This is a genomic window from Salinibacillus xinjiangensis, assembly GCF_009649735.1.
GTDB classification, from domain to species: Bacteria; Bacillota; Bacilli; order Bacillales; family Alkalibacillaceae; genus Salinibacillus; species Salinibacillus xinjiangensis.
Genome location: NZ_WJNH01000004.1, coordinates 101544 through 123805, shown reverse-complemented (window position 1 = coordinate 123805; position 22262 = coordinate 101544). Strand labels below are relative to the sequence as shown.

Sequence of the window (22262 nt, the reverse complement as noted above, 5' to 3'; positions counted from 1 at the left end):
AAAGATAGAAAAAGCTCATGGTAAAGGTCCATGAGCTTAAGGGTGTGTTTATTCAGTTGCATTAGCAAGTTTCTCACGTAATGTAGAAAGCTGCTGTTCCATTCTTTCCAACGTCTTTTCAAGTGAGGAAACATTTCCGCCAACAGACTCCATTTTATCTAAATCACCTTGTATACGGATGTAGTCCATTTTTAATTGTGCAATCTCTTGTTCTAGCTCTTTTTTCGATGGCATTTCATCACCTCAAGTATTTTTACTACTCATTGTAAAGAACTTTAAACCATTTTAAAAGAGATAACCCGACGAAAATAGGGGAGGTGTCTTGATGACATATATTTTTCGTTATTGTTCATAGGCTATGAATCATATTTAATATAAATAAGTAAGCGATTTCAACAGAGTACAAGGGAGGAAAGTGAATTGGAAGGCAAAACAAATAAAAAAGTATTCTTTACTGCATTTGGATCGGGTATTCTAGCACTTGGAATATTACTCATGTCCATTGGTTTATCAGGAGTGGCCTATGCAGTCCCCATTGCGGGTGTTGGGGATTTTTACGTAGAGTTTGATCGTCTGGAAGGAACAGGTTACGAGTTTTATCCCAAGTTAGGGGAAACCAGTGCTGCAGACAGTGCTCCACAAGGAACCAACTTAATTGATGAGTTGACGATTGAGAATTTAAAGCTGTATAAGGATTTTGATATTGGCGATGGCTGGATTAGAGTAAAAATCACTGCTTCAAAGCCAGTTCAAATCGAGGGACTACAGCATGATGCCGGAATGATTCAAGCCAATGCTAGCTTCCAAGACCTAGTTTTAGAGGAAAACAACAGTGATAATTGGCAGGAGCAGTTTCAACAAACCTCATCATCGATTGTATTAAAGGATGCCAAACTGAAAACCCACTACTTATTCCAGGAAAAAATGAATATGAATGGTATGAAGCTAACGGTTGATTATATTGACAAGTAAATCATTTGGTGGTGAAAACAATGAAATTTAGACGTTGGAGACGTTCCCGCCCGTTTTGGGGATCTTTAATCACAACCTTTGCTGGGCTAACCATTCTTTGGGTACCTTTAAATCTAGTTTTAAGTGCATTTTTACCTGGCAGTATGGCTGTGATCGGAATTTTATTTGGTGGGCTCATTATCTTACTAGGACTTTTAGGTTTCTTCTTCCCCCAATTTTCTACGATTATCGGTATTCTTACAATCTTTTTATCTATCTTATCCATTATAGGAGCGCTTGGAGGATTTATTTTTGGAACCATCTTTGGGTTAATAGGAGGAGCAATGAGTATTGCCTGGCGAACCATTGATCCCAATGAAGAACAAAATAAGAAAGCTAAACGAAAAACAAACACACCAGAGGCCCAAGAGGACCCACCAGCATCTGCAAGTCAAACGGTTTAGGTGGAGATGATTATGAAAATAAAAGGAAAACGCATGTTAGCATTAGCTATTGTGTGTGTTATGAGCACTTGGTTACCATTCTTACAAGAACAAGAGGTCCACGCAGATGGTACTGCTGCAGGAGGCTTTATTATAGAGGCTGATCTCGTAGAAGGGGAAAATTTAACACCAAGTATTGTCATGCAGGAAACCGCATCCAGTGAGGCAAAGCCGATGCTGCGTTTGCAGTACGAAAAAGCAACAATATATGGGATGCGATTAGTGAAACCATTATCATCAGGTAATGGTGATGTTATGATTCACATGGAGGCTAAAGGTCCTGTCACAATCGAAGGGATGACAGTGGATGCTTCAGTTGTCAGCTTTGAAGGTGCCTGTTTATTTGCTGGTAAAACCTTGCCTCAGGTAGGGATGAAAAACGTCTCCATGAATGCCCATTATATGAATGCCGATTATTCGAATTTGCAGCAGCTTATGCTCCAAACGAAAAAATCATCAGGAGAGGTGGAGCGTCCAACACACACAACCTTATTAAAGAATTTGCTGGGCCTCCCGCTAGAGCAGCTCAAGGATGAAATTGACAATATTCAAAATCAGCAGCTGCCTTTAAATTGTGATCCAAATGAATATGAAGACGACGAAAATTCTCCGAGTCTTGACGGTGTAACAGGTCTATTACCAGACGGTGAAAAAGACCTCCCGGATGAATTAGAGAAGATTATCGATGATATCGAAAACATAGAAGATACCCCCTTGGATAATGTAGATGATATTGTAGGTGATATACCTGAGGACTTAGAGGATGTCATTGATGGTTCTCTTGACGATACGACAGAATTAATTGATGAAACCTTGAAGGATACCATTGGTTTGGTCGACCATACAGTGGGAAATGTTAACTTATTAATTGGTACTTTACTAAACGATGTGTTGGCAACTCTAAATCGAACCGAATATCTGCTGGCTATGCTAAACGATTATCAGGAGAATCAAGTGCAAAATGCAAAAGAAACCACTCAAAATACAACAAAGCAGCTAGAAAAAACTCTGGGTCAGACTACCGATACGGTTAAAGAGGTTGTCAAACAAGAAAAGACTGTGCAAGAGGTAGTGGATGATACAGTTAAACAAGTAGAGGATACTACAAAGGAAACAGGCAAAACAGTAAATAAAACCGTTAATGACACCAAGGAACTGGTTGAAAAAACGACCGAAGAAGTGCAGTCAACTACGGATGAGGTGGAAGAATCGACAGAGGAAGTCGTTACGGAAACAGAGAAAACGATTGATGAAGTAACAGAAGTAGTCGATGAAACAACTGACCGTGTAAACGAAACAACTAGTAACTTATGTACTCGTATAGCTGATGCAGGTGATTCGTTATCGAAAGAATTAAAGCTTGAGATTATTAATCGTGCACAGGAAAAAGGAATCATGCTATCAGAGGTTTGTTCGTCTGTGGACGGGGTGCAAAGCATCTTAGAGGGACTGGAAGAGGAACTACTCAAACGACTAAATCCTCTCACCTATATCAAAATCCTCTTAACAGGTTATGATGAAGAAATGCTATTAGATATGGAAAATTTATTAAAAAATTAAGTGAAGCGCTAGTGTCCAATAGGATGCTAGCGCTAATTAAATTTCAAGACGATAGAATCCTGAACAGGCTCGTACCCAATGTTTTGATAGATTTTATTTGATGTAGGATTCGCTAGGTCTGTGTAAAGGGTGCAAAATGATTTATCCATTAAAATATGTTCACTAACCTTTTTTACAAGTGTTGAGGCATAACCATTTCCACGAAATTCCTTCGGTGTATAAACTAGGGTAACGACTCTACCATTTGGGGATTGGCGCCCCTTAGCTGTCATCGTCACGGGCTTTCTATTAACCTTCCACAAGTATAAAGTTTTACCTTCAATTTTTGACCGCATCCGATTTTCAATATCCTCATTTGATAACGGCATTTCATGTGTTTCCTTAATAAAGGCCTTCATCCACATAACAAGAAGAGGCAAATCGTCCATTTCTGCTAAAGCATATTGACCAGGGGATTCTGGTATTTGGTTGACGTCTTTTAGTTGAAAAATGCGCTGTTTCATACCGATAGAATATGAGCTTAGTGTTTGTTTCGACCATTGTTTAGCAAAATAAAGAGTCGTTTCTTTTTCTCCTATAATACTTGGAATTTCAATTCGACCTTTCATTATTGCTTGTATAGCAGTAAAAATGACATCTTTAATGGGTGCATAGGGATCAATGGTAACAATGAGATGGTGGGGTGGTGTCATAAGAAATGATGCATAAATTTGTTTTTGATCTTCAATGGTTGCCGTTAGCACCTGCTTTTCCTTTCCATTTTTAACTAAATCATCAATAATCCCGAGCGGCAAATTATTTGCTGCCTCTTGCTTCAACAGAAATGGTGACACTTTATCTGAAAATGCTTGAATACTAGAATAATCCTTCCATTTCATGCTAGAAGTCTCCTTTCCCTATGGGAATAATTGAACATATTGTAGAGGTCAGGATGATGGCTGTCAACGGTATAGTATAATAGCTAAACCTAGAATGGGTTGAATGATGTCTGGCGTGGCAGGGTTGTGAGTTCAGCATTTGGGAGGAGCACTTCAGCCGTTAGACCTGAAACATTAGTAAAAGTCGCCCCGATTTTAGCATCTTCACCGTCATCTTTAGCAAAATTGTCAAACTTCAGCAATAACAGAGAAAACATCAGCGAAAATACAACTATTATCAGCATTCCAGGGGAGCGCTCTGGCCAAGTTGTGAGTTCAGCATTTAGTGAGAGCACTTCAGCCGCCAAACCTGAAACATTAGCAAGAACCGCCCCACCTTCAGCATGCTCACCGTCATCTTTAGCAAAGCTCTCACTCTTCAGCATAAGTGAAAAATCTTCAGCGAAATCACACCCATTATCAGCATTCCCAGGGGAAGTACGCCGACCAGGGAAGTGTTCAGCTTTAATAGGGAGCACTTCAGCCAGCGACCATAATTCATCAGCACCCTCGACTCATTATCAGCATTCAAGTAGCCAAAGCACCCCACCCCCGACTTTTTACTAAAAACAACGAAATTTTATAAAATTCTCTACTCATCCCTCCCTCAAAGTACCCAAACCCCTATCCTCACAAGTGTTAAAGCGCTTAACCTGTTCTGTTTTACATTCCACAAAGCGGTTGGTATTATTGTACTGTGCAGGAAAAATCAACATAAAGTGAGGCAACAGCATGTCAGAGCAGTGGTTATTTTTAGATACTAAACCGATGTCTCCAGCTATGAATATGGCCTTAGATGAAGCGTTATTGAATTGGCATAGTGAAGGGAAGATTCCTCCTGTTCTGCGTTTTTATACGTGGGAGCCTGCCGCATTATCATTGGGATATTTTCAAAAGATTCGTGGAAAGATTGACGTAGAGGCAGTTTATCGACATGGCTTTGAGCTTGTACGAAGACCTACTGGTGGCCGGGCTGTGTTGCATGACCATGAGCTTACTTACAGTACGATTGTATCTGAGCAGCACGAAAAAATGCCTCAAACGGTCACAGAAGCGTATCGTGTGTTATCTAAAGGGGTTCTAGAGGGTTTCCGGAATCTGGGGTTACAAGCTGAATTTTCAATCCCTGAAGGTAAATTGCCGAAAACTAATTCAGCCAATTGCTTTGATCAGCCTTCGTGGTATGAGCTTGTTGTAGAAGGTAGAAAAGTGGCTGGTAGTGCCCAAACTAGACAAAAGGGTGTCATTCTTCAGCACGGTTCAGTTCCGATTGAATTAGATAAGGATGTTTTATTTGACTTGTTTCTATACCCAAATGAAAGAGTTAAGCAGAGGGCAAGGAAGTCTTTTGAACAAAAAGCCATTTCAATTAATGAACTAAGTCGTGAACCGAAGACCATCCATGATGTAAAAACAGCTTTTAAGAAGGGCTTTGAAAAGGGATTAAACGTAGACCTTAAGCCATTTTACTTATCCCAAGAGCAATTAGCAGAGGTAGAGGAATTAGCTGAGACGAGATATCAAACAGAGGCGTGGACAATGTCACGTTAACTAGATTAGGGAGTGTTGCTACGTGAGTAAAAACGAAGAGTACTTAAGAAAACCTGAGTGGTTAAAAATTAAACTGAATACGAATAAAAACTACACAGGCTTAAAGAAAATGATGAGAGAAAAGAATTTACATACGGTCTGTGAAGAGGCGAGATGCCCAAATATCCATGAATGCTGGGCAGTTCGTAAAACCGCAACATTTATGATTTTAGGTAAGGTTTGTACCCGTGGATGTCGTTTTTGTGCAGTTCAAACAGGTTTACCGAATGAACTAGATTGGGAAGAGCCAGAACGCGTGGCAGAATCTGTTGAGATTATGGGGCTACGTCACGTTGTCGTAACGGCAGTAGCTCGTGACGATTTAAAGGACGGGGGAGCTGCTGTCTTTGCTGAAACCATCCGCGCCATTAGAAGAAGAAACCCAGGCTGCTCCATTGAAGTACTTCCATCTGATATGGCAGGAGATTATGAAAGTCTTCATACATTAATGGATGCCAAACCGGACATTTTCAATCATAATATAGAAACGGTTAGACGACTTACGCCAAAGGTTAGAGCTAGGGCAACCTATGATCGTTCATTGGAATTGCTTAGACGTGTAAAGGAAATTGCGCCTGACGTGCCAACAAAGTCAAGTATTATGGTAGGACTTGGTGAAACAAAGGAAGAGATTTACGAGGCTATGGATGATCTTTTAGCTCACAATGTGGACATTATGACAATTGGTCAATATTTACAACCAACTCGTAAACACTTGAAGGTAGAAAGATACTATCGTCCAGAGGAATTTGGGGAATTACGTAAGGTAGCTTTCCAAAAAGGCTTTAAGCATTGTCAGGCTGGGCCGTTGGTGAGATCCTCCTATCATGCGGATGAACAGGTAAGTGAAGCGGCTAAAAGACGTAGAGAACAATATGAACAAAATTATGTAAATCAAGAGAGTGTATAAGCTCTTTATGAATGACCTTAGACCCTGTATGGGCTAAGGTCATTTTTATATTTAGGACTTTTGTATGTGGTTGTTTGGCTATTCATAAGTCAAAAGGCTAAAAGTCAAGGAGCGATTTTGAAGCATAAGAGATTATTTTCTAGCATTTTTGGTTATATTTGAAAAGGTTGTATAATATATATACATAAAACCATTAAATGTCAGATAATTACGTCAAATCAAATTATATCACGTTTGAGTGAAAGATGGTTTTCAACTAACATTTTAAGTATATGAAAAATGTCTTTAAAAATAGTTCTTTATTTCCATTGGAGGGGGATAAAAGGGTTGAAAATCTTTAGTTTGATAGACAAATTTATTATGAAAGCGGAAGAGTTTATTCTCAGTTTTTCCGTTATTATCATTTCTATTATGATTATCGGAAATGTGATTGCAAGAGAAGTTTTTAATTCTAGTGCATTCTATTTTAATTTAGAGGTTAGTAATATTGCGATTACCATTGCAACGTTTATGGGAATTGCCTATGCAGGTAGAAAAGGTAGACATATTAGTATGTCAGCATTTTATGATTTTGCCCCATTTAAGGTTAGAAAAGTTATGATCGTTTTCATCCATCTTGTCACTGCAATTATCTTATTTGCTCTAGCCTACTTTTCTTTTACATATACCCAATCCGAGTTAGATAAAGGTACGGTAACTCCGGCTTTACAAATCCCACAATATTTAGTCGTTATGTTTGTTCCATTAGGCTTCGCTCTTGGGGGAATTCAATTCCTTCGTAACATGTGGATCAATTTGCGTGTAAAAGAAAAGGTTTATCTTGGTATAGACGCAGAGGACTATAATGACAAAGAAAAAAGTGAACTTGATCAAGAAATTACAAACTTATAGATTTTTAATAGAAAGGAATCTGTTATGTTAACAACACTAATAGCGATTATGGTTGTTTTGTTGTTGCTGAACTTTCCGATGATGATTCCACTCATCGTAGCTCCGATTGTGGGCGTTTTTATATTCTTTCCCAATTTACGTACAGACCTATTAATGGACCAGCTTTTAACAGGGATAGAGTCTCCTGTACTACTATGTGTGCCTCTTTTTATCTTTGCGGCAGACATTATGACGTCAGGTAAAACTTCTGAAAGACTACTAGATTTTATTGGTTCATTTGTTGGTCATATACGAGGAGGATATGCCGTCACAACTTCAGCAGCATGTACATTATTCGGTGCCATATCAGGGTCAACCCAAGCAACCGTAGTTGCAATAGGTAGACCAATGCGTGAGCGACTACTGAAGTCCGGATACAAGGATTCAAGTGCAATCGCTTTAATTATCAATTCAAGTGATGTAGCTTTACTTGTACCACCAAGTATTGGGATGATTATCTATGCATTAGCAGCTGGCCAAGTATCAGTCGGTGACCTATTTATAGCAGGTATTATACCAGGTGTTATCGTATTTTTAAGCTTTGCCATTTATAGTTATTTTTATGCCAAAGTAAAAAATATACCATTAGCCGACCGTGCAAGCTGGAAAGAACGCTGGGTTTACTTTAGAAAAGCATTATTACCATTAGGTTTCCCAGTTATCGTCGTTGGAGGAATTTATTCAGGTATTGTAACACCAGTTGAAGCTGCAGGTATTTCAGTGCTATATGCTTTTATTTTAGAAGTTATTATATATCGTTCCGTTCATATTAAACAACTGCCGAAGCTTGCATTATCAACAGGTCTTGTAACATCTGTTGTATTTATATTAGTTGCAGGTGGGCAAGTGTTCACATGGGTTCTTGGGTATGCAAGAATTCCACAGCAAATTACAGAAGCTGTGCTAGGTACAGATCCAAGTGCAATTTTTGTATTAATTATGGTAAGTATTTTCTTCTTTATCGGATGTATGTTTGTGGATCCGATTGTAGTTATTCTTGTTTTAACACCAATCTTTGCACCAGCGGCAGCATCTGCAGGTGTTGACCCAATTCACTTAGGGATAATTATTACATTCCAGGCAGCCCTAGGTTCTGCAACACCACCATTTGGGGTCGATATCTTTACCGCGAGTGCGGTATTTAATAAACCATATTTAGACGTTATTAAAGGGACACCACCATTTATTATCATGCTACTCCTAATTGGTGTATTGTTAATTTTTGTTCCAGAATTGTCCTTAATGCTGTTGCCTGATTAATTATCGATTTTAAATATCCTCGCGACAGTGGGGATATTTAAAGATAAAAAATTTCTAGAAAAATTACTAGGGGGTAATTATTATTTTTAACAAGAAAAACATTCTTGCTGTACTATTCGTTTTAATGTTAAGTCTATTTCTAGCCGCTTGCGGTGGAAATAGTGAAGGAGATTCTGAAGGTTCTGGAGACTCCGGTGAAACAGATACGGAACAAGGATCTGGCGACTCTGGTGAAGAGGGTGCATCCGGACAAGAGTATGAAGAACAAACTTGGCGTTTTATTACAGAGGAAACTGAAGGACAAGTGCAATATGTTTACGCTCAAGAATTTGCTAAGCGTATAAGTGAAAAAACAGATGGTGCCATCACAATCGAACCATATGAGTATGGTGGACTTGGTAGTGAAACTGACCAGGTAGCAGCTCTTCAAGATGGTGCTGTTGAAATGGCTGTCATGTCTCCAGGTTTCACAGGTAATATGGTTAAGGAAGGACAAATCTTTGCCCTACACTTCCTATTCCCTGAAAGTGTTGAACAAACACAAGAAATCTTGAACACAAGTGAAGCCTTAAATACAGATTTAAAGGCTAAGTATGAAGAGCATGGTATTACTCCACTTGCATTCTGGACTGAGGGTGCAACAGCTTGGTCAAGTAATGATGGATTACAAGAACCATCTGATTTTGACGGATTTAAAATGCGTATCCAAGAATCACCATTAATGCAAGAGTCTTATAAAGCATATGGTGCAAGCCCACAAGCGCTTAGCTGGAGTGAATTGTACACAGCGCTTGACCGTGGAACTGTAGATGGACAAGAAAACCCTGTATTCTTCATCTATGATGCTTCTTTCCATGAGGTTCAAGATACTGTAACAATCTCAAACCACAACAACTATGTAGCGATGACAACTGTAAATACAGACTGGTATAATGGTTTACCAGAGCATGTTCAAAAGCTAATTGATGAGACTACTCAAGAAATGCAAGATTGGATTTTCAAAGAGCAAGAACGTCAAAACTCTGAGTATCTTGAAGAAATGAAAAACGATACTGAGAACCCAACAGAGGTTATCGAGTTGACTGAAGAACAACGTGCAGAATTTAAAGAGCTAGCTTTACCTGTACGTGACTACTACAGAGAAGAAATTTCAACAGTAAATGGTGAAATTTTAGATAAGCTTGTAGAAGAAATTAAAGCCGTAACAGGTGAATAATTCATAGTGTAAAGGCCTGAGCCATTTGGTTCAGGCCTTTACCTTATTTGATAAAAGTATTACGAATAAATTGACAAAAAAAGAAAAAGTCGGTAAGATATAAATACAATTAAAAACTTCTTTTAGTTCATAAAGGGGAGTAGCTCTTCAATAAAGTCGTCATTTCGAGGGAAAATTTCCTCCGGCTTTATTGGCAACTGACGTTGTTAGCGAGACCTTTACAGGTAGCATTATCTGTAAAGGTCTTTTTTTAGGCCTTTACCAATCACGGGTAAAGGCCTTTTGATATTTTTATAGGTTGAAAAGAACAGAAGGACTATTAAAAGGGGAGACGTACATGGAAACTGCATTACTATTAGAATATGGCTGGGTATTGCTTGTTTTAATCGGACTTGAGGGGATATTGGCAGCAGACAATGCCCTAGTCCTTGCCATTATGGTGAAACATCTACCGGAGAAGGAACGGAAAAAGGCTTTATTTTACGGATTGTTTGGTGCTTTTATACTGAGAATAGGTTCCTTATTTATCATCTCCTTTTTGGTCGATGTATGGCAGGTGCAAGCACTCGGAGCCGCGTACTTATTATTTATTTGTATTAATCATTTAGTTAAGAAATTTGTGAAGAAGAAGAAAGAGGATACCTCAGAGGATAAAGACAAGAATGAAGAAGAGGAAGAGGAAACCACGCCAGAGGGATCTGGTTTCTGGGTAACTGTCATGAAGGTAGAACTTGCTGATATTGCTTTTGCTGTTGATTCTATTTTAGCTGCTGTTGCCTTAGCTGTTGCCCTACCGTTAACCGATCTTCCTCAGATTGGTGGAATGGATGGAGGACATTTCCTTGTAATCCTTGCGGGTGGTCTAATTGGGGTTGTTATCATGCGTTTTGCAGCCTCCATTTTCGTCAATCTACTTCACCGTAAACCAGGCTTGGAGACGGGTGCTTTTATCGTTGTAGGTTGGGTTGGGGTTAAATTACTTGTTATAACTCTAGCACACCCTTCAATTGGACTTATCGATTCCCACTTTCCACACTCAACAGGCTGGAAAGTAACCTTTTACATTGTACTTATAGCTATTTTAGTTGCCGGTTGGTTCTTCGGTGGCAATAAAGAAGAAAACACGGTTAGTGATCCAGTTCAGGGAACGGCTGTCAAAGCAGAAGAAAAATAACATAAATTATTCACAACTTGTTTAAGGAATCCTTATATTAATCTCGAAAGTATTAATTAGGGAGGGATTACTATGGGGATATTCATCGTTCCAATTGATGGATCGGATAATTCGTTAAAGGCCTTAGCTTATGCAACCAGGCTAGCTACACCTCTGCAAAATGATTTATTAATTGTTAATGTACAACCGAATTTAAGTAATGCTTATGTGAAAAGGTTCGTTACAGATCGTCAAATTAAGGAGTTTAGGGAAGCAATGACAACAGAGGCATTTGAGAAGGTCGATGATGTCATTAAGGATTTCCCTGGAACTGCTGAAAAACAAATGCTTATTGGTCTTCCTGAAAAAGAGATTTGTCATGTAGCAGAAAAGGTAGATGCTGAGAACATTATTATGGGGACACGAGGGTTAAGTTTGATGAAGGGGAAGATTTTGGGTAGTGTAAGCTACAGCGTGCTACATGAAGCCCCGTGTCCTGTAACGATTGTACCTTCAGTTGATTAAGAAAATGCAGCCTGTGCGGCTGCCTTTTTTATTTACTTTTTCAAGGAGTATTCCCCCTAGGACTGGTTCAGCATTTGAAGCTAATTTTTCAGCAATGTCCACACCTTCATCAGCATCTAACTCCCATTCTACAGCTTTTCTCTCTAGATCTTCAGCTTATGGAGCTCTCTTCAGCATTCTACCTGTATATTCAGCTTTTTAAACTAAACCTTCAGCATTCACGCCCCCATATCCAGCAAATCCTGCACTGTCTACATAAACAACGTCTTCAACCATAAAAAAACTACCCAAAAAACACATAGGCATTCACCCATTTTTCAAGTTTTGCATAGGATGTGATGTAAGTAACTTAAAAAGAGGTGATCGTGTGGCACGTCGAATTTATAACTATTATGCTGGAGGCAACACAGCGGAAGGCTTTTATGATTTATTTCCAGAGGTTATTCAACAGCTTGAGCGCGTGTTTATATTAAAGGGTGGACCTGGAACAGGAAAATCCACCTTAATGAAAAAAATCGGCGAGAAATGGGGAGAGAAGTATGACATCGAATATGTACATTGCTCTGCCGATTATGGTTCCATTGATGGTGTCATCATTCCTGCATTAAAGATAGGGGTAATCGATGGAACAGACCCACACGTCGTGGAACCACGATATCCAGGAATAGTAGAAGAATACATTAACTTAGGAGAATCGTGGGATTCAGAAAAACTAAGACAACATAAAGAGGACGTCGCACAGGTTAAAAGTCAAATTAAGGCCTGCTACGACGAGGCATATCAATTATTTGCTGAAGCCTTACGCATACATGATGATTGGGAAAAAATCTATATAAATAACATCGATGTTGAAAAAGCTGAAGAATTGACTAATTATTTAAAGGAAACGTTTTTTGGTACGATTTCTCTTCATAAGAACGGAAATACAGTCCATCGTTTCCTAGGAGCAGCAACACCAGACGGACCCAAGGATTTTATTCAAAATTTAACGGATGATGTTCCAAAACGTTATTTTATAAAAGGTCGACCGGGCTCAGGGAAGTCGACGATGCTGAAAAAGCTGGTAAGTGAAGCAGAACAAAGAGGAATTGATGTTGAGGTTTACCATTGTGGCTTTGACCCCCACAGCCTGGATATGTTAATTTTCAGGGAATTAGGTATCGCAATTTTTGATAGCACAAGTCCACATGAGCATTTTCCTTCCCGTAAAGGAGATGAAATTGTGGATATGTATGAGGAGGTCATTACCCCTGGTACAGATGAAAAATATAAAGAGCAAATTCAAAGCTTTGCAAACCAATACAAGCAAACGATGCAAAAGGCAACAAGTAAGCTAAAGGAAAGCAATATTTTACGAAATAAGTTAGAATCGTATTATATTGAGTCTGTTGACTTTTCCGTTGTAGAACAAAAACAAAAAGAGATTGAGGCCGCCATAGAAAAGTGGGAACAGCTTGTATGATTCTTTTGCTCGGAAGGAAGTCTAAAATGGCATTACACTTAAAGAGAGTTTATGAAGAGGCATCTGATTCGGATGGAAAACGTATTTTGGTCGATCGGCTTTGGCCAAGAGGCATTTCGAAACAGAAGGCAAGGTTAGATGAGTGGGAAAAGGATATAGCTCCAAGCCCGAGTCTTCGTAAATGGTTCCAGCATGATCCCAATCGTTTTGAGGAATTTAAGCAGGAATATCGTAAGGAATTAGATACGCATCCAGAAAAAATTGCAGCGGTGTCGAGAGTGCTTCTTTTAAGTGAGAACGAAACTGTTACATTAATCTATGGTGCTAAAGACTCTGTGCACAATCATGCAATCGTGTTAAAAGAGTATTTAGAGGAAAAAGAGTCATAAGGAGAGATTTACGATGGCGGAGCATACGTTTCACTTAAAAGCAGATTGGCCTGGAGGAAGAAACAGCGTAGGCGCAATTGATGCTGGTAACTTAAAAACAAAGGTCTCGATTCCTCCTGAAATGAACGGCCCCGGAGTTGGTACGAATCCAGATGAGATGCTTTTAGGGGCAGCGGCAACCTGCTATGTGATTACATTGGCAGCAATGATTGAAAGAGCTAAACTCCCTCTTCATGAAATGGATATGGAGTCTGAGGGGATTGTAGATGTAACGAATGGTGTGATTACGTATAAAAAAATCATTCATAAGCCTACAGTGAGCTTGAAGGCTGGAGCAACAGAAAAGGATTTAGAAAAGCTAAAAAGACTTACTGAAAAGGCCGAAGTAAGCTGCATGATATCAAGAGCGATTAAGGGAAATGTAGATATTGAGTTAGAACCGACTCTTACCATTAAAGGGTAAACAAAAAAGTAGTTCAATTTTGGGGTGCAAACTCCATAATTGAACTACTTTTTTTGGGCCTAGTGCTCATTCTCATGCACAAGGGTTGACGTTGGGTCCATGTGGATGTATATTAAAAAAGCATACTAAGCACATAGGAATTATATATTATAGAAAGTAACCTTAAGGAGGGAATACGATGACAACGACATATGTCTTGTTAAATATTGCTATTATTCTAGCACTAGTAGGATTATTAATTTATATGCAGAGAAAACACGTATCCTTTAGTAAACGTGTATTTACAGGCTTAGGCTTAGGGATACTACTCGGTACCTTTTTACAAATTGCTTACGGTCCTGGATCTGAAGTCGTAAGCCAAACTAGTGAATGGTACAACATTTTAGGTAGAGGGTATGTTCGTCTTCTTATGATGATTGTTATCCCATTAGTGATGGTATCGATTATTCAATCCATCATTAAATTGGAAAAATCATCTGAGCTAGGAAAAATGTCAGCTTGGATTATAGGCATTTTAGTTGGTACAGCTATGATCGCTGCTTTGGTAGGAGTAGGCAGCTCACTTACGTTTGATTTAAATGCTGAAGACATTGAAGCAGGTCAAGCAGAGCAAGAGCGCGGAAGCATGTTAGAGGATACATTGTCAGGTATAGAGGATATGTCGACACCGCAAAAAATTCTCGAATTTATTCCTTCAAATCCATTTGAAGATATGGCGGGTTCACGTTCAACATCAACCATTGCAGTGGTTATTTTCTCTGCATTTGTAGGTATTGCTGTTCTTGGAGTACGAAGAAAAAATCCGGAACAAGCTGAGATGTTTACGAAAATCATAAACTCCATATATGCGGTTGTGATGAGAATTGTAACCTTAGTTTTACGCTTAACTCCATTTGGGATTTTAGGATTGATGGCCAATACGGTAGCATCAACAGATGTGGCCGGCATTTTAGAGCTTGGTAAATTTGTATTAGCATCCTATGTAGCTTTAATTGCGATGTTTGTGATTCACCTAATTTTCATTGGGGTATCTGGACTAAACCCACTAACATATGTGAAAAAAGTGTTGCCTGTGCTAGGGTTTGCCTTTACGTCACGTTCTAGTGCGGGAACGATTCCATTAAACATTCAAGCTCAAAAGAACAACCTTGGGGTACCAGATGGAATTGCGAACATGTCAGCATCCTTTGGGGCCACCATTGGACAGAACGGCTGTGCAGGGATTTATCCAGCTATGTTAGCCGTTATGATTGCACCATCTCAAGGTATTAATCCGCTTGATCCGGGCTTTATTATCCCGTTAGTCATCATTACAGGGATTAGCTCCTTTGGGGTTGCCGGTGTAGGTGGAGGCGCAACGTTTGCTGCCTTAATCGTATTATCAGCTATGGACCTACCAGTTGCACTTGCGGGTCTATTAATTACAGTTGAGCCTTTAATTGACATGGGACGTACTGCGTTAAATGTTAATGATGCCATGACATCAGGTACACTAACCTCCCGTATTATGGGTAAACTAGACAAGAAAAAATTTGATGATAAAGAGGCAATTGAAAAAGACCTTTCAACTGCTATGTAATGCTAGAAAATACGACTGTGGGATGATGCCCGTGGTCGTATTTTTTTATATACTTTGATGGTGAAGGGAGTTTATGTAAGAATAAAAGGGTAGTCTATTTTTGGTATTGTTGTGATTTGGAATGTTAAAAAATGACCAGAAAGAGGGGACTTGAATGAAAGTAACTGAGGAATTATTAAGAAAGTATGCCAAACTAGCCATACGTACAGGAGTTAACATTCAACAAGGCCAAGCGCTTATGATCAACGCACCCATTGAAGGAGCGGACTTTGTTCACTATGTAGTGGAAGAGGCGTATGAGGCAGGTGCTGAAAATGTGCAGGTCGAGTGGATTGACGAAAAGCTAACCAGACTAAAGTATAAAAATGAACCATTACATGTGTTAGAGAATTTCCCTGAATGGCGTGTACAAAAATTAACCGAACACGCTAAGAATGGAGGGGCAGTATTGTCAGTTTATGCTCCTAACCCAGAACTCCTTAAGGGAATTGATCCGAAGAAAATGGCTGCTGCTAACAAAGCTGCTGGCCAAGCACTAGCTGAATACCGCAATTATATGATGAATGACCGCATTCAGTGGTCCATCGTAGCAATCCCAACAGATGATTGGGTGAAAAAGGTGCTTCCTGATGATAGCTTAGAAGAAGGGACAGAAAAGCTATGGGAGCAAATTTTCCGTATTACACGTGTAGATCAAGAAGATCCACTAGATGCATGGAATCAGCATAACGAAACCCTTCGTAATGCCCGTGAGGTTCTAAATGAAAAACAATACAAAAAATTAATATATAAGGCTCCAGGTACAGATTTATCTATTGAGCTTCCTGAAAATCATATTTGGCACGGAGGATCATCTGTTGCCGAGACTGGCGCTGTTTTTAATCCAAATATTCCGACTGAAGAGGTGTTTACCCTTCCTCATCGCGAAGGAGTAAATGGTACGGTAACAAGCACGAAGCCACTAAACTATAACGGCAATTTAATTGATAACTTTACCCTTACCTTTAAGGATGGAAAGGTTGTCGATTATAAGGCAGAATCTGGCGAAGAAGTGTTAGAGCAATTATTGGATTTGGATGAGGGCTCTCGCTATTTAGGTGAAGTTGCTTTAGTACCACATTCATCGCCTATTTCACAATCCAATTTAATTTTCTTTAATACCCTGTTTGATGAAAATGCTTCCTGCCATATTGCATTAGGAGAGGCGTATCCAACCAATCTTGAAGGCGGTTCTCAGATGTCTGAGGACGAACTACGAAAACATGGAGTGAACACAAGCATTACACACGAGGATTTTATGATTGGGTCTGCTGAATTAGATATTGATGCGGAAACTAAGGACGGTAAAATAGAATCGATTTTCCGTAATGGGGAATGGGTAATTGATTTAGGTTAATAGGAAATATGGCCATCAACATCTAGTTGGCGGCCATTTTGTGCACTTTAAGAAAATATAAGATTAGTCGGATTAAGTATAAGAAAAGACATCGAATTTCGCCATTTTTGGCGGAATTCATGTTTTTTCTAATGGCTACTCCACAATGTCCCAAAATTGTGAGGCAGCTTTTGAAATAGGTTTATCCTCTATTTTAACCACGACAGGCTCTACATTAAATCGTGCTAAGGTTACGGGTGATTTATTAAGTGTGTTTGTAGCTGGAGCTATTTGCTTAACCTTCATAAAATCATTCGGATCGATTGGAATTGGTACACTGATTGCAGCGTATTTTATCGGAAAATTTTAGGCTGGATGATGTAGCGTTATCAAAAGAAACTTTATCAATGGATGAATCGAACGAAGGAGGAGCCATCAGCATTAGGGTGGGAAACGAACAAGTTAGATACGAGTGGAGAAATTCGATAAGCACCAAAATACCCCTTGAGGCGTCTGGCCACAAGGGGTTTGATGTTACAAAATTAAAATATAATGTGCCCTATAACAACGATAATAGGTAAAGAAATTAACGTTCTTAGAAGGAAAATGATAAACAAATCCTTAATATTCACGGGAATCTTGGAACCTAAAATTAATCCCCCGACCTCTGACATATAGATGAGCTGCGTGACAGATAAGCAGGCAATCACAAAACGGGTGAGATCACTAGAAACCGATTCAATGAGTAATGCTGGCAAAAACATATCCGCAAAACCTATTAAAAGTGTTTCTGAAGCTGCTTTAGCATCGGGCAGCTGCATCAGCTCAAGGAGTGGAATAAAAGGATATCCTAGCCACGTAAAAAGGGGCGTGTGCTCAGCTAAAATCAAGGCAATGGTTCCAAATGTCATGACAATAGGAGCAACACCCATCCACATATCTAGTACATTTTGAAAGCCTTCTGTTACAAACTGTTTTACCCCTTTGCTATTTCCAGCCCGTTTTACGGCTAGTTCATAACCATATCCCCAGGAAGAACGACCCTCTGGAATCGTCTCGTCAAATGCTTGTTGATTTTCCCTAAAATAATCATCCTTAATTTTTGAAAGCGGTGGAATTCTAGGCATTATGAGGGCTGTTACAGCTCCTGACGCTAATACCGTTAAATAAAAGGGAATAAACATATGCTCTAGATGCACTTGTTCAATGACAACAATACAAAACGTAATGGATACAACCGAAAAAGTCGTTCCAATAACAGCTGCTTCCCTTTTCGTATAATAGCCTTGCTCATATTGTTTACTCGTAAGCAAAACACCAATTGTACCGTCGCCCAACCAAGATGCAAGATTATCGATAGATGAGCGACCTGGTAAGGTGAAAAGGGGACGCATTACCTTTTGCAGCACTGTACCAAAAAGCTCTAGCAAGCCAAAATTTAAGAGTAAAGGTAGTAGTAAGCCTGCAAATAAAAAGACCGAAAATAAAATATGCAGTAGATCCCTAAGTAAAAGACCGCCTGTTGCCGCTGAATAAATAGCTTCAGGGCCAATTTGATAGTAGGTAAGGATTGCAAAAACAGCCCCCAAAATTCGAACAATGGTCCAAAACCAGGATACATGCAATAAACTGTTTAAGAAAGGTGATAAGTTGCTTTTCTTTATAAATAATTTAAATAGTAAAGATAGAATAGCTGTGACCGTAATAATAACGGTCATAATACGGGTTAATTGATCTCCGAGTAGCTCCTGTAGCCAATTGGCTAACAGTGCAACAGGGATAGTGAGACTCCCTTCGTATGAAATCGGAGTCATAAAAAAGAATATCCCAATTAACGAAGGAATAATAAACTTAAGATGATTGCTAAGCATGCTGTAAACAAACCTTTCTAATCGATAAGGTAAATGCCAATTTAGCTTACCCAATATATCGTTTTAAAATCCTGTCTACGCTTCTGCCATATCCTTCACCAAATAGGTTGAGGTGAACAAGTAGATAATATAGCTGGTAGAGAGGTTGAATATCTTTATAGTAAGTAGGAATTGGAAAAACATCCTCATATGCGTGATAAACGGTTGAGGAAAAGCCGCCAAATAGCTCAGTAAAAGCCAATTCGAAAAGGTGATCCCCGTATAGTACAGATGGGTCAATCAAATAAGGCTTCCCAGCTGGCCCTACAATCCAGTTTCCGCCCCAGAGGTCACCGTGTAATAACGATGGCTTGGGAGAGTGGTTGAGCCATTGGTCTAAGTGATTCAGTAGCTTCTCCATTTGACGTTTTCTTTGGCCTACTATTTTACCTGATTGAATCCCCGTTTTATATTGCGGGGTTAACCGACAATCTCGATAATAAGCTACCCAATTCTCATATAGGCCATTGGGGTGTGGGAGTTCCCCGATAAATGTATCCTCTTCAAAACCGAAGTGACTGCCTGTTGTTTTATGTAGACTCGCTAAAGAATGCCCTAGCTGTTCATCAGTTTGGGCTGTCTTTTCGCCTTCAATCCATTCTAAAACAATTACTCCAGTTTCATCTGGAGCAGGATTATTATAAAAGTAAACTTGGGGAACGTCAATGGTGTTGGATTCCTCAATGAACTGAAGACCCTTTGCTTCGGCTTGAAAGAAGTGGGGAGAGACGCCTGTGTTCGTTTTGATGAAAAAACGGGATTTGGTTGTTTCTACGTAGTAGGCGTTGTTGATTGAGCCGCCTGAGATTGGAGTAACTTTTGTAATAGGGTTTTGGTGCTGAATTTGATTAAGTAAGTTGGAGATGAATTTATGCAATTTATAGGCCTCCTTTTCCCTTTATTTTAGCAATAGAACTGGGCAAAGAGAAAGGGCATCCGTAATGGATGCCCTTTTGTCTAATCATTTATTCTTTATTTTTATTCTTACCATTGTCCTTGAATATAACTTCATAATCATATTCAACAGGATCTAAGCTATCTTGTGGTGCAGCATAATACGTATGCATGTAATTGTTGCCATCCTTAAATAGCTGACGAAGTTGAAGTGCATCTTCTTCGGTTACGTTGTAAGGATCAACATGGAACACTTTGTACTTTCCGTTTTTCTCGTTAATGAAGGTTGTACCATATTCTACATAGTTTTCTTGAACCTCATCTACTGACTTCAACCCGTCTAGACTTGAGCCGTCATAGGATAAGCCGATTTCAGGAATTTCGATGTTATCCACATACCAACCAGTGTCGTTGTAACCCCAGTCAGTTAGATAACGGAAGGAAACGTGTACTTTTTGACCAGCGTACTCGCTTAAGTCAAATGTTTCCTTTTGCCAATCTTCATAATGACCAGTAAATCCTGGTAGATTGTCTTTAATCTTTGGATAACCTTCAGCTACTACATCAGAACGTGTATTTTCATTGGCTAAGGAGGTCCAAGTGTCACCACCATCTGTGGAAACTTGAACTACACCAAAATCCCATTGCTCTTCAATATCAATGAAATTATCAAAAGATAAAGTTGCTTCCGATACATTACTTAAATCAGCTTCAAATACCATGGTGTTATCTGCTTCGTGGCCTTCACTACCCCAATAAACTTGGTTATCAGAGCCTAATGGGTCTGTAGTTGTTTTCCACTTAGTACCAAAGAAGTCAACACCGTTAAACTTAATGGTATCGATCTTTTCATCAAAATCTAGCTTTTTATAATCTCCGCCCCAAGCAGGAACGCCTTCTTTTTCATATTCTTTCACTTCTTCAAATTTAACGGTTTCTCCACGTGGAGTTCCATCTTCCTCTAAAATATCGTTGCGAAGGTCAATGTTTTCAAAGCCATAAATACCGTTTTTACGGCTTGAATCATCAATTAGTAAAGCGGTAGAGAAGCGCTTATATACATCCTGGAAATCTAAATTAATGTTGTTGTTTTCATATGCTTGGTTATAGCTTTCAATACTGTTTGCTTCGTTAGTGGCAACTTCACGAATAAATTCTTGTCCAAAGCGCTCATAGTTGTAAAGAGTAAATAATTGTACGAGTGCATAGTCGGCGATAGTTTCTGGACCTGTTTCCGCACTATAGTGCTCATCCCAAGCGGTTAAAGAGTTTTCAGGATGATCCAGTAAAAATTTAATGGAACCAGTATCTAATCCATACCCACCAAGGAATTCAGAGAAAGTAGACATTCCTTCATTCAACCAAGTGGTTTCATCACTATCGTTGTCGTCATGGATTAAGTGTTGCAACTCGTGAATAGTAGTTCCGTAGAATGTGTTTTCTAGGCGTTCTTCCCAGTTGTTTGTGTCGATGGTGATGATGTTACGGTCGTGATACATTTCAAGTGTTGACCAGTAGAAACCTGCAACAAAGAATGGGTAGTCTGGGTCTTGATAGTTTTCATCTTGAATGTTATCCACTAGCATGACAATTTTGTCTCCGTCACCTTTATAAAAACCTTCAGGAACAATTCCTAAATCCTCTAGGACTGCATTCGTTCCATCATGACTGTCTGGTGTACCAAAAAATCCAGTATCTGTAGGATAAATGTTGCTATCAAACTCGTCCCGAAGTTTATCTACTTGTTCTTGAGTTACAATGTGTGCTGGCCGATCATCAGGGAAGGAAAGGTCATTTGCAACCCAAATTTCAACATGTTCACCAACACTACGGAGAGTGAAATTCTTAAATGATAGATTACGAGTTAAAAATGGTTTGGTCCCACCGTTATAAGTAAAGTTACCATCTGCACTTTCAGATTTTGCTTCTCCTGTTTCATTAAAATTAATTTCATCAGCTTGTGCTTTAATCTTTTCCCTTGCTTCCTTTTGGAAATCCTCATCCTCCGCTAACTTATTCAAGTACCCATCAATATCCACTCGATCCGTATAACGCTCGGTATCAAAGTTAGCGTACTTGGATGTTGCTTGTCCATCTGTTGTTGCTGCAGTTGCCGGTGCACCTAGTCCGAGTGTCAATGCACCAATTGATAATAGGGAAACAATTTTCTTCTTCATCCATTAACCTCCTATTAATCTATTAATTTTTAAGTATAACTTCTATACTATCATTTCAAATTTTCTAATTATTTTGAATAGCTATATTGACTTATATTTGCGACGAAATGCGCACGATTACTAGGTCTTTGGTAGGTTTCTTTCTACAACTTCTAAGCAAAAATAACTGTTTTTTGGAAAAACGGACATAAAATAGCATTATTAGTAATATAATTTCCAAAAAATTAGAAAATTTTATCAACAAATAGAAGATTTCGTTGTATAATGATAGATGGGTTGGTATTTTTGTAAGGGGGAAGGGCATGAATACCAAATTTGATTTTGAAAATCTTGTTGAGGAATTTGAGGGAAAGCTTGGCCGCAAATTGAATCAGCAGGAGACAGAGTTTTTATATTCCATTTTTCTTAGATACTTAGAAGAGTATGGCGGAAATCAGCGCAAAGCGAAATGATTTTCAAATGGAAAACACCTTGTTATCCACAACAAGGTGCTTTTTT

General features: G+C 39.1%; 23 protein-coding genes. 17 read left to right on the top strand and 6 right to left on the bottom strand.

The window, feature by feature from the left end; genetic code table 11:
• Nucleotides 1-48: 48 nt before the first annotated feature.
• Nucleotides 49-234 (bottom strand): SE1832 family protein, encoded by a 186-nt coding sequence (locus GH754_RS08020; RefSeq protein ID WP_153728200.1) that lies wholly within the window; start codon nucleotides 232-234, stop codon nucleotides 49-51.
• A 186-nt stretch (nucleotides 235-420) separates the two neighbouring features.
• Here GH754_RS08020 and GH754_RS08015 point away from each other — a divergent pair, with 186 nt between their 5' ends.
• The 3 genes from GH754_RS08015 to GH754_RS08005 are packed head-to-tail and all read left to right on the top strand — an operon-like array spanning nucleotide 421 to nucleotide 3014.
• Nucleotides 421-972, top strand: coding sequence for a DUF6230 family protein (locus tag GH754_RS08015; protein WP_153728199.1), 552 nt, complete (start codon nucleotides 421-423; stop codon nucleotides 970-972).
• Between the two features lie 20 nt (nucleotides 973-992).
• Nucleotides 993-1415, top strand: a complete 423-nt coding sequence (locus tag GH754_RS08010) for a DUF6114 domain-containing protein (RefSeq protein ID WP_153728198.1) — start codon at nucleotides 993-995, stop codon at nucleotides 1413-1415.
• 12 nt (nucleotides 1416-1427) lie between these two features.
• Nucleotides 1428-3014: a hypothetical protein gene (locus tag GH754_RS08005; protein WP_153728197.1), complete on the top strand. Its 1587-nt coding sequence runs from the start codon at nucleotides 1428-1430 to the stop codon at nucleotides 3012-3014.
• A 32-nt stretch (nucleotides 3015-3046) separates the two neighbouring features.
• Here the strand turns inward: GH754_RS08005 and GH754_RS08000 are convergent, their stop codons facing one another.
• Entirely contained in the window at nucleotides 3047-3892 is an 846-nt protein-coding gene (locus GH754_RS08000) for a GNAT family N-acetyltransferase (protein WP_153728196.1), read from the bottom strand.
• 89 nt (nucleotides 3893-3981) lie between these two features.
• Entirely contained in the window at nucleotides 3982-4317 is a 336-nt protein-coding gene (locus GH754_RS07995; protein ID WP_153728195.1) for a hypothetical protein, read from the bottom strand.
• A gap of 346 nt (nucleotides 4318-4663) precedes the next feature.
• Here GH754_RS07995 and GH754_RS07990 point away from each other — a divergent pair, with 346 nt between their 5' ends.
• From GH754_RS07990 to GH754_RS19425, 13 genes are all read left to right on the top strand, one after another.
• Nucleotides 4664-5482, top strand: coding sequence for a lipoate--protein ligase family protein (locus GH754_RS07990; protein ID WP_153728194.1), 819 nt, complete (start codon nucleotides 4664-4666; stop codon nucleotides 5480-5482).
• Nucleotides 5483-5504: 22 nt separating this feature from the next.
• A complete protein-coding gene (gene lipA / locus GH754_RS07985; protein ID WP_323741914.1) occupies nucleotides 5505-6431 on the top strand; it encodes a lipoyl synthase in 927 nt (308 codons plus the stop codon).
• A gap of 327 nt (nucleotides 6432-6758) precedes the next feature.
• A complete protein-coding gene (locus tag GH754_RS07980) occupies nucleotides 6759-7322 on the top strand; it encodes a TRAP transporter small permease (RefSeq protein WP_153728193.1) in 564 nt (187 codons plus the stop codon).
• Between the two features lie 24 nt (nucleotides 7323-7346).
• Nucleotides 7347-8621, top strand: coding sequence for a TRAP transporter large permease (locus GH754_RS07975; RefSeq protein WP_153728192.1), 1275 nt, complete (start codon nucleotides 7347-7349; stop codon nucleotides 8619-8621).
• A gap of 124 nt (nucleotides 8622-8745) precedes the next feature.
• Nucleotides 8746-9837 carry a DctP family TRAP transporter solute-binding subunit gene (locus tag GH754_RS07970; protein ID WP_153728191.1) on the top strand — a complete coding sequence of 364 codons (1092 nt, stop codon included), beginning with the start codon at nucleotides 8746-8748 and terminating at the stop codon, nucleotides 9835-9837.
• A gap of 337 nt (nucleotides 9838-10174) precedes the next feature.
• Nucleotides 10175-11011 carry a TerC family protein gene (locus GH754_RS07965; protein ID WP_153728190.1) on the top strand — a complete coding sequence of 279 codons (837 nt, stop codon included), beginning with the start codon at nucleotides 10175-10177 and terminating at the stop codon, nucleotides 11009-11011.
• 72 nt (nucleotides 11012-11083) lie between these two features.
• On the top strand, nucleotides 11084-11515 hold the full coding sequence (locus tag GH754_RS07960) for a universal stress protein (RefSeq protein WP_153728189.1): 432 nt from the start codon (nucleotides 11084-11086) through the stop codon (nucleotides 11513-11515).
• A gap of 367 nt (nucleotides 11516-11882) precedes the next feature.
• Nucleotides 11883-12977 carry a PRK06851 family protein gene (locus tag GH754_RS07955; RefSeq protein ID WP_323741913.1) on the top strand — a complete coding sequence of 365 codons (1095 nt, stop codon included), beginning with the start codon at nucleotides 11883-11885 and terminating at the stop codon, nucleotides 12975-12977.
• A gap of 26 nt (nucleotides 12978-13003) precedes the next feature.
• Nucleotides 13004-13366: a DUF488 domain-containing protein gene (locus GH754_RS07950; protein WP_153728188.1), complete on the top strand. Its 363-nt coding sequence runs from the start codon at nucleotides 13004-13006 to the stop codon at nucleotides 13364-13366.
• A gap of 13 nt (nucleotides 13367-13379) precedes the next feature.
• Nucleotides 13380-13829 (top strand): OsmC family protein, encoded by a 450-nt coding sequence (locus GH754_RS07945; protein ID WP_153728187.1) that lies wholly within the window; start codon nucleotides 13380-13382, stop codon nucleotides 13827-13829.
• A gap of 178 nt (nucleotides 13830-14007) precedes the next feature.
• Entirely contained in the window at nucleotides 14008-15408 is a 1401-nt protein-coding gene (locus GH754_RS07940) for an L-cystine transporter (protein WP_153728186.1), read from the top strand.
• Nucleotides 15409-15562: 154 nt separating this feature from the next.
• Entirely contained in the window at nucleotides 15563-16804 is a 1242-nt protein-coding gene (locus GH754_RS07935) for an aminopeptidase (protein ID WP_153728185.1), read from the top strand.
• A 145-nt stretch (nucleotides 16805-16949) separates the two neighbouring features.
• Nucleotides 16950-17153 carry a hypothetical protein gene (locus GH754_RS19425; RefSeq protein WP_194841317.1) on the top strand — a complete coding sequence of 68 codons (204 nt, stop codon included), beginning with the start codon at nucleotides 16950-16952 and terminating at the stop codon, nucleotides 17151-17153.
• 172 nt (nucleotides 17154-17325) lie between these two features.
• Here the strand turns inward: GH754_RS19425 and GH754_RS07930 are convergent, their stop codons facing one another.
• From GH754_RS07930 to GH754_RS07920, 3 genes are all read right to left on the bottom strand, one after another.
• The gene (locus tag GH754_RS07930) at nucleotides 17326-18597 is read right to left on the bottom strand and encodes a YjiH family protein (RefSeq protein WP_407690659.1); all 1272 of its coding nucleotides are present in this window, start codon (nucleotides 18595-18597) and stop codon (nucleotides 17326-17328) included.
• 103 nt (nucleotides 18598-18700) lie between these two features.
• Nucleotides 18701-19570 carry a fructosamine kinase family protein gene (locus tag GH754_RS07925; protein ID WP_153728183.1) on the bottom strand — a complete coding sequence of 290 codons (870 nt, stop codon included), beginning with the start codon at nucleotides 19568-19570 and terminating at the stop codon, nucleotides 18701-18703.
• 88 nt (nucleotides 19571-19658) lie between these two features.
• Nucleotides 19659-21764 carry a M6 family metallopeptidase gene (locus tag GH754_RS07920; RefSeq protein ID WP_153728182.1) on the bottom strand — a complete coding sequence of 702 codons (2106 nt, stop codon included), beginning with the start codon at nucleotides 21762-21764 and terminating at the stop codon, nucleotides 19659-19661.
• Between the two features lie 302 nt (nucleotides 21765-22066).
• On the opposite strand from GH754_RS07920, the gene GH754_RS07915 reads away from it, so the two are divergent.
• A complete protein-coding gene (locus GH754_RS07915) occupies nucleotides 22067-22216 on the top strand; it encodes a hypothetical protein (protein WP_153728181.1) in 150 nt (49 codons plus the stop codon).
• Nucleotides 22217-22262 lie beyond the last annotated feature (46 nt).

Coding starts and splice junctions, on each gene's coding strand:
- GH754_RS07920 (WP_153728182.1), bottom strand. CDS start 21,764: ATGAAGAAGAAAATTGTTTCCCTATTATCAATTGGTGCATTGACACTC.
- GH754_RS07965 (WP_153728190.1), top strand. CDS start 10,175: ATGGAAACTGCATTACTATTAGAATATGGCTGGGTATTGCTTGTTTTA.
- GH754_RS19425 (WP_194841317.1), top strand. CDS start 16,950: ATGTCCCAAAATTGTGAGGCAGCTTTTGAAATAGGTTTATCCTCTATT.
- GH754_RS07930 (WP_407690659.1), bottom strand. CDS start 18,597: ATGACTCCGATTTCATACGAAGGGAGTCTCACTATCCCTGTTGCACTG.
- GH754_RS07935 (WP_153728185.1), top strand. CDS start 15,563: ATGAAAGTAACTGAGGAATTATTAAGAAAGTATGCCAAACTAGCCATA.
- GH754_RS07990 (WP_153728194.1), top strand. CDS start 4,664: ATGTCAGAGCAGTGGTTATTTTTAGATACTAAACCGATGTCTCCAGCT.
- GH754_RS08010 (WP_153728198.1), top strand. CDS start 993: ATGAAATTTAGACGTTGGAGACGTTCCCGCCCGTTTTGGGGATCTTTA.
- GH754_RS08005 (WP_153728197.1), top strand. CDS start 1,428: ATGAAAATAAAAGGAAAACGCATGTTAGCATTAGCTATTGTGTGTGTT.
- GH754_RS07960 (WP_153728189.1), top strand. CDS start 11,084: ATGGGGATATTCATCGTTCCAATTGATGGATCGGATAATTCGTTAAAG.
- GH754_RS08020 (WP_153728200.1), bottom strand. CDS start 234: ATGCCATCGAAAAAAGAGCTAGAACAAGAGATTGCACAATTAAAAATG.
- GH754_RS07940 (WP_153728186.1), top strand. CDS start 14,008: ATGACAACGACATATGTCTTGTTAAATATTGCTATTATTCTAGCACTA.
- GH754_RS08000 (WP_153728196.1), bottom strand. CDS start 3,892: ATGAAATGGAAGGATTATTCTAGTATTCAAGCATTTTCAGATAAAGTG.
- GH754_RS07950 (WP_153728188.1), top strand. CDS start 13,004: ATGGCATTACACTTAAAGAGAGTTTATGAAGAGGCATCTGATTCGGAT.
- GH754_RS07995 (WP_153728195.1), bottom strand. CDS start 4,317: ATGCTGAAGAGTGAGAGCTTTGCTAAAGATGACGGTGAGCATGCTGAA.
- GH754_RS07945 (WP_153728187.1), top strand. CDS start 13,380: ATGGCGGAGCATACGTTTCACTTAAAAGCAGATTGGCCTGGAGGAAGA.
- GH754_RS07915 (WP_153728181.1), top strand. CDS start 22,067: ATGAATACCAAATTTGATTTTGAAAATCTTGTTGAGGAATTTGAGGGA.
- GH754_RS07975 (WP_153728192.1), top strand. CDS start 7,347: ATGTTAACAACACTAATAGCGATTATGGTTGTTTTGTTGTTGCTGAAC.
- GH754_RS07970 (WP_153728191.1), top strand. CDS start 8,746: ATGTTAAGTCTATTTCTAGCCGCTTGCGGTGGAAATAGTGAAGGAGAT.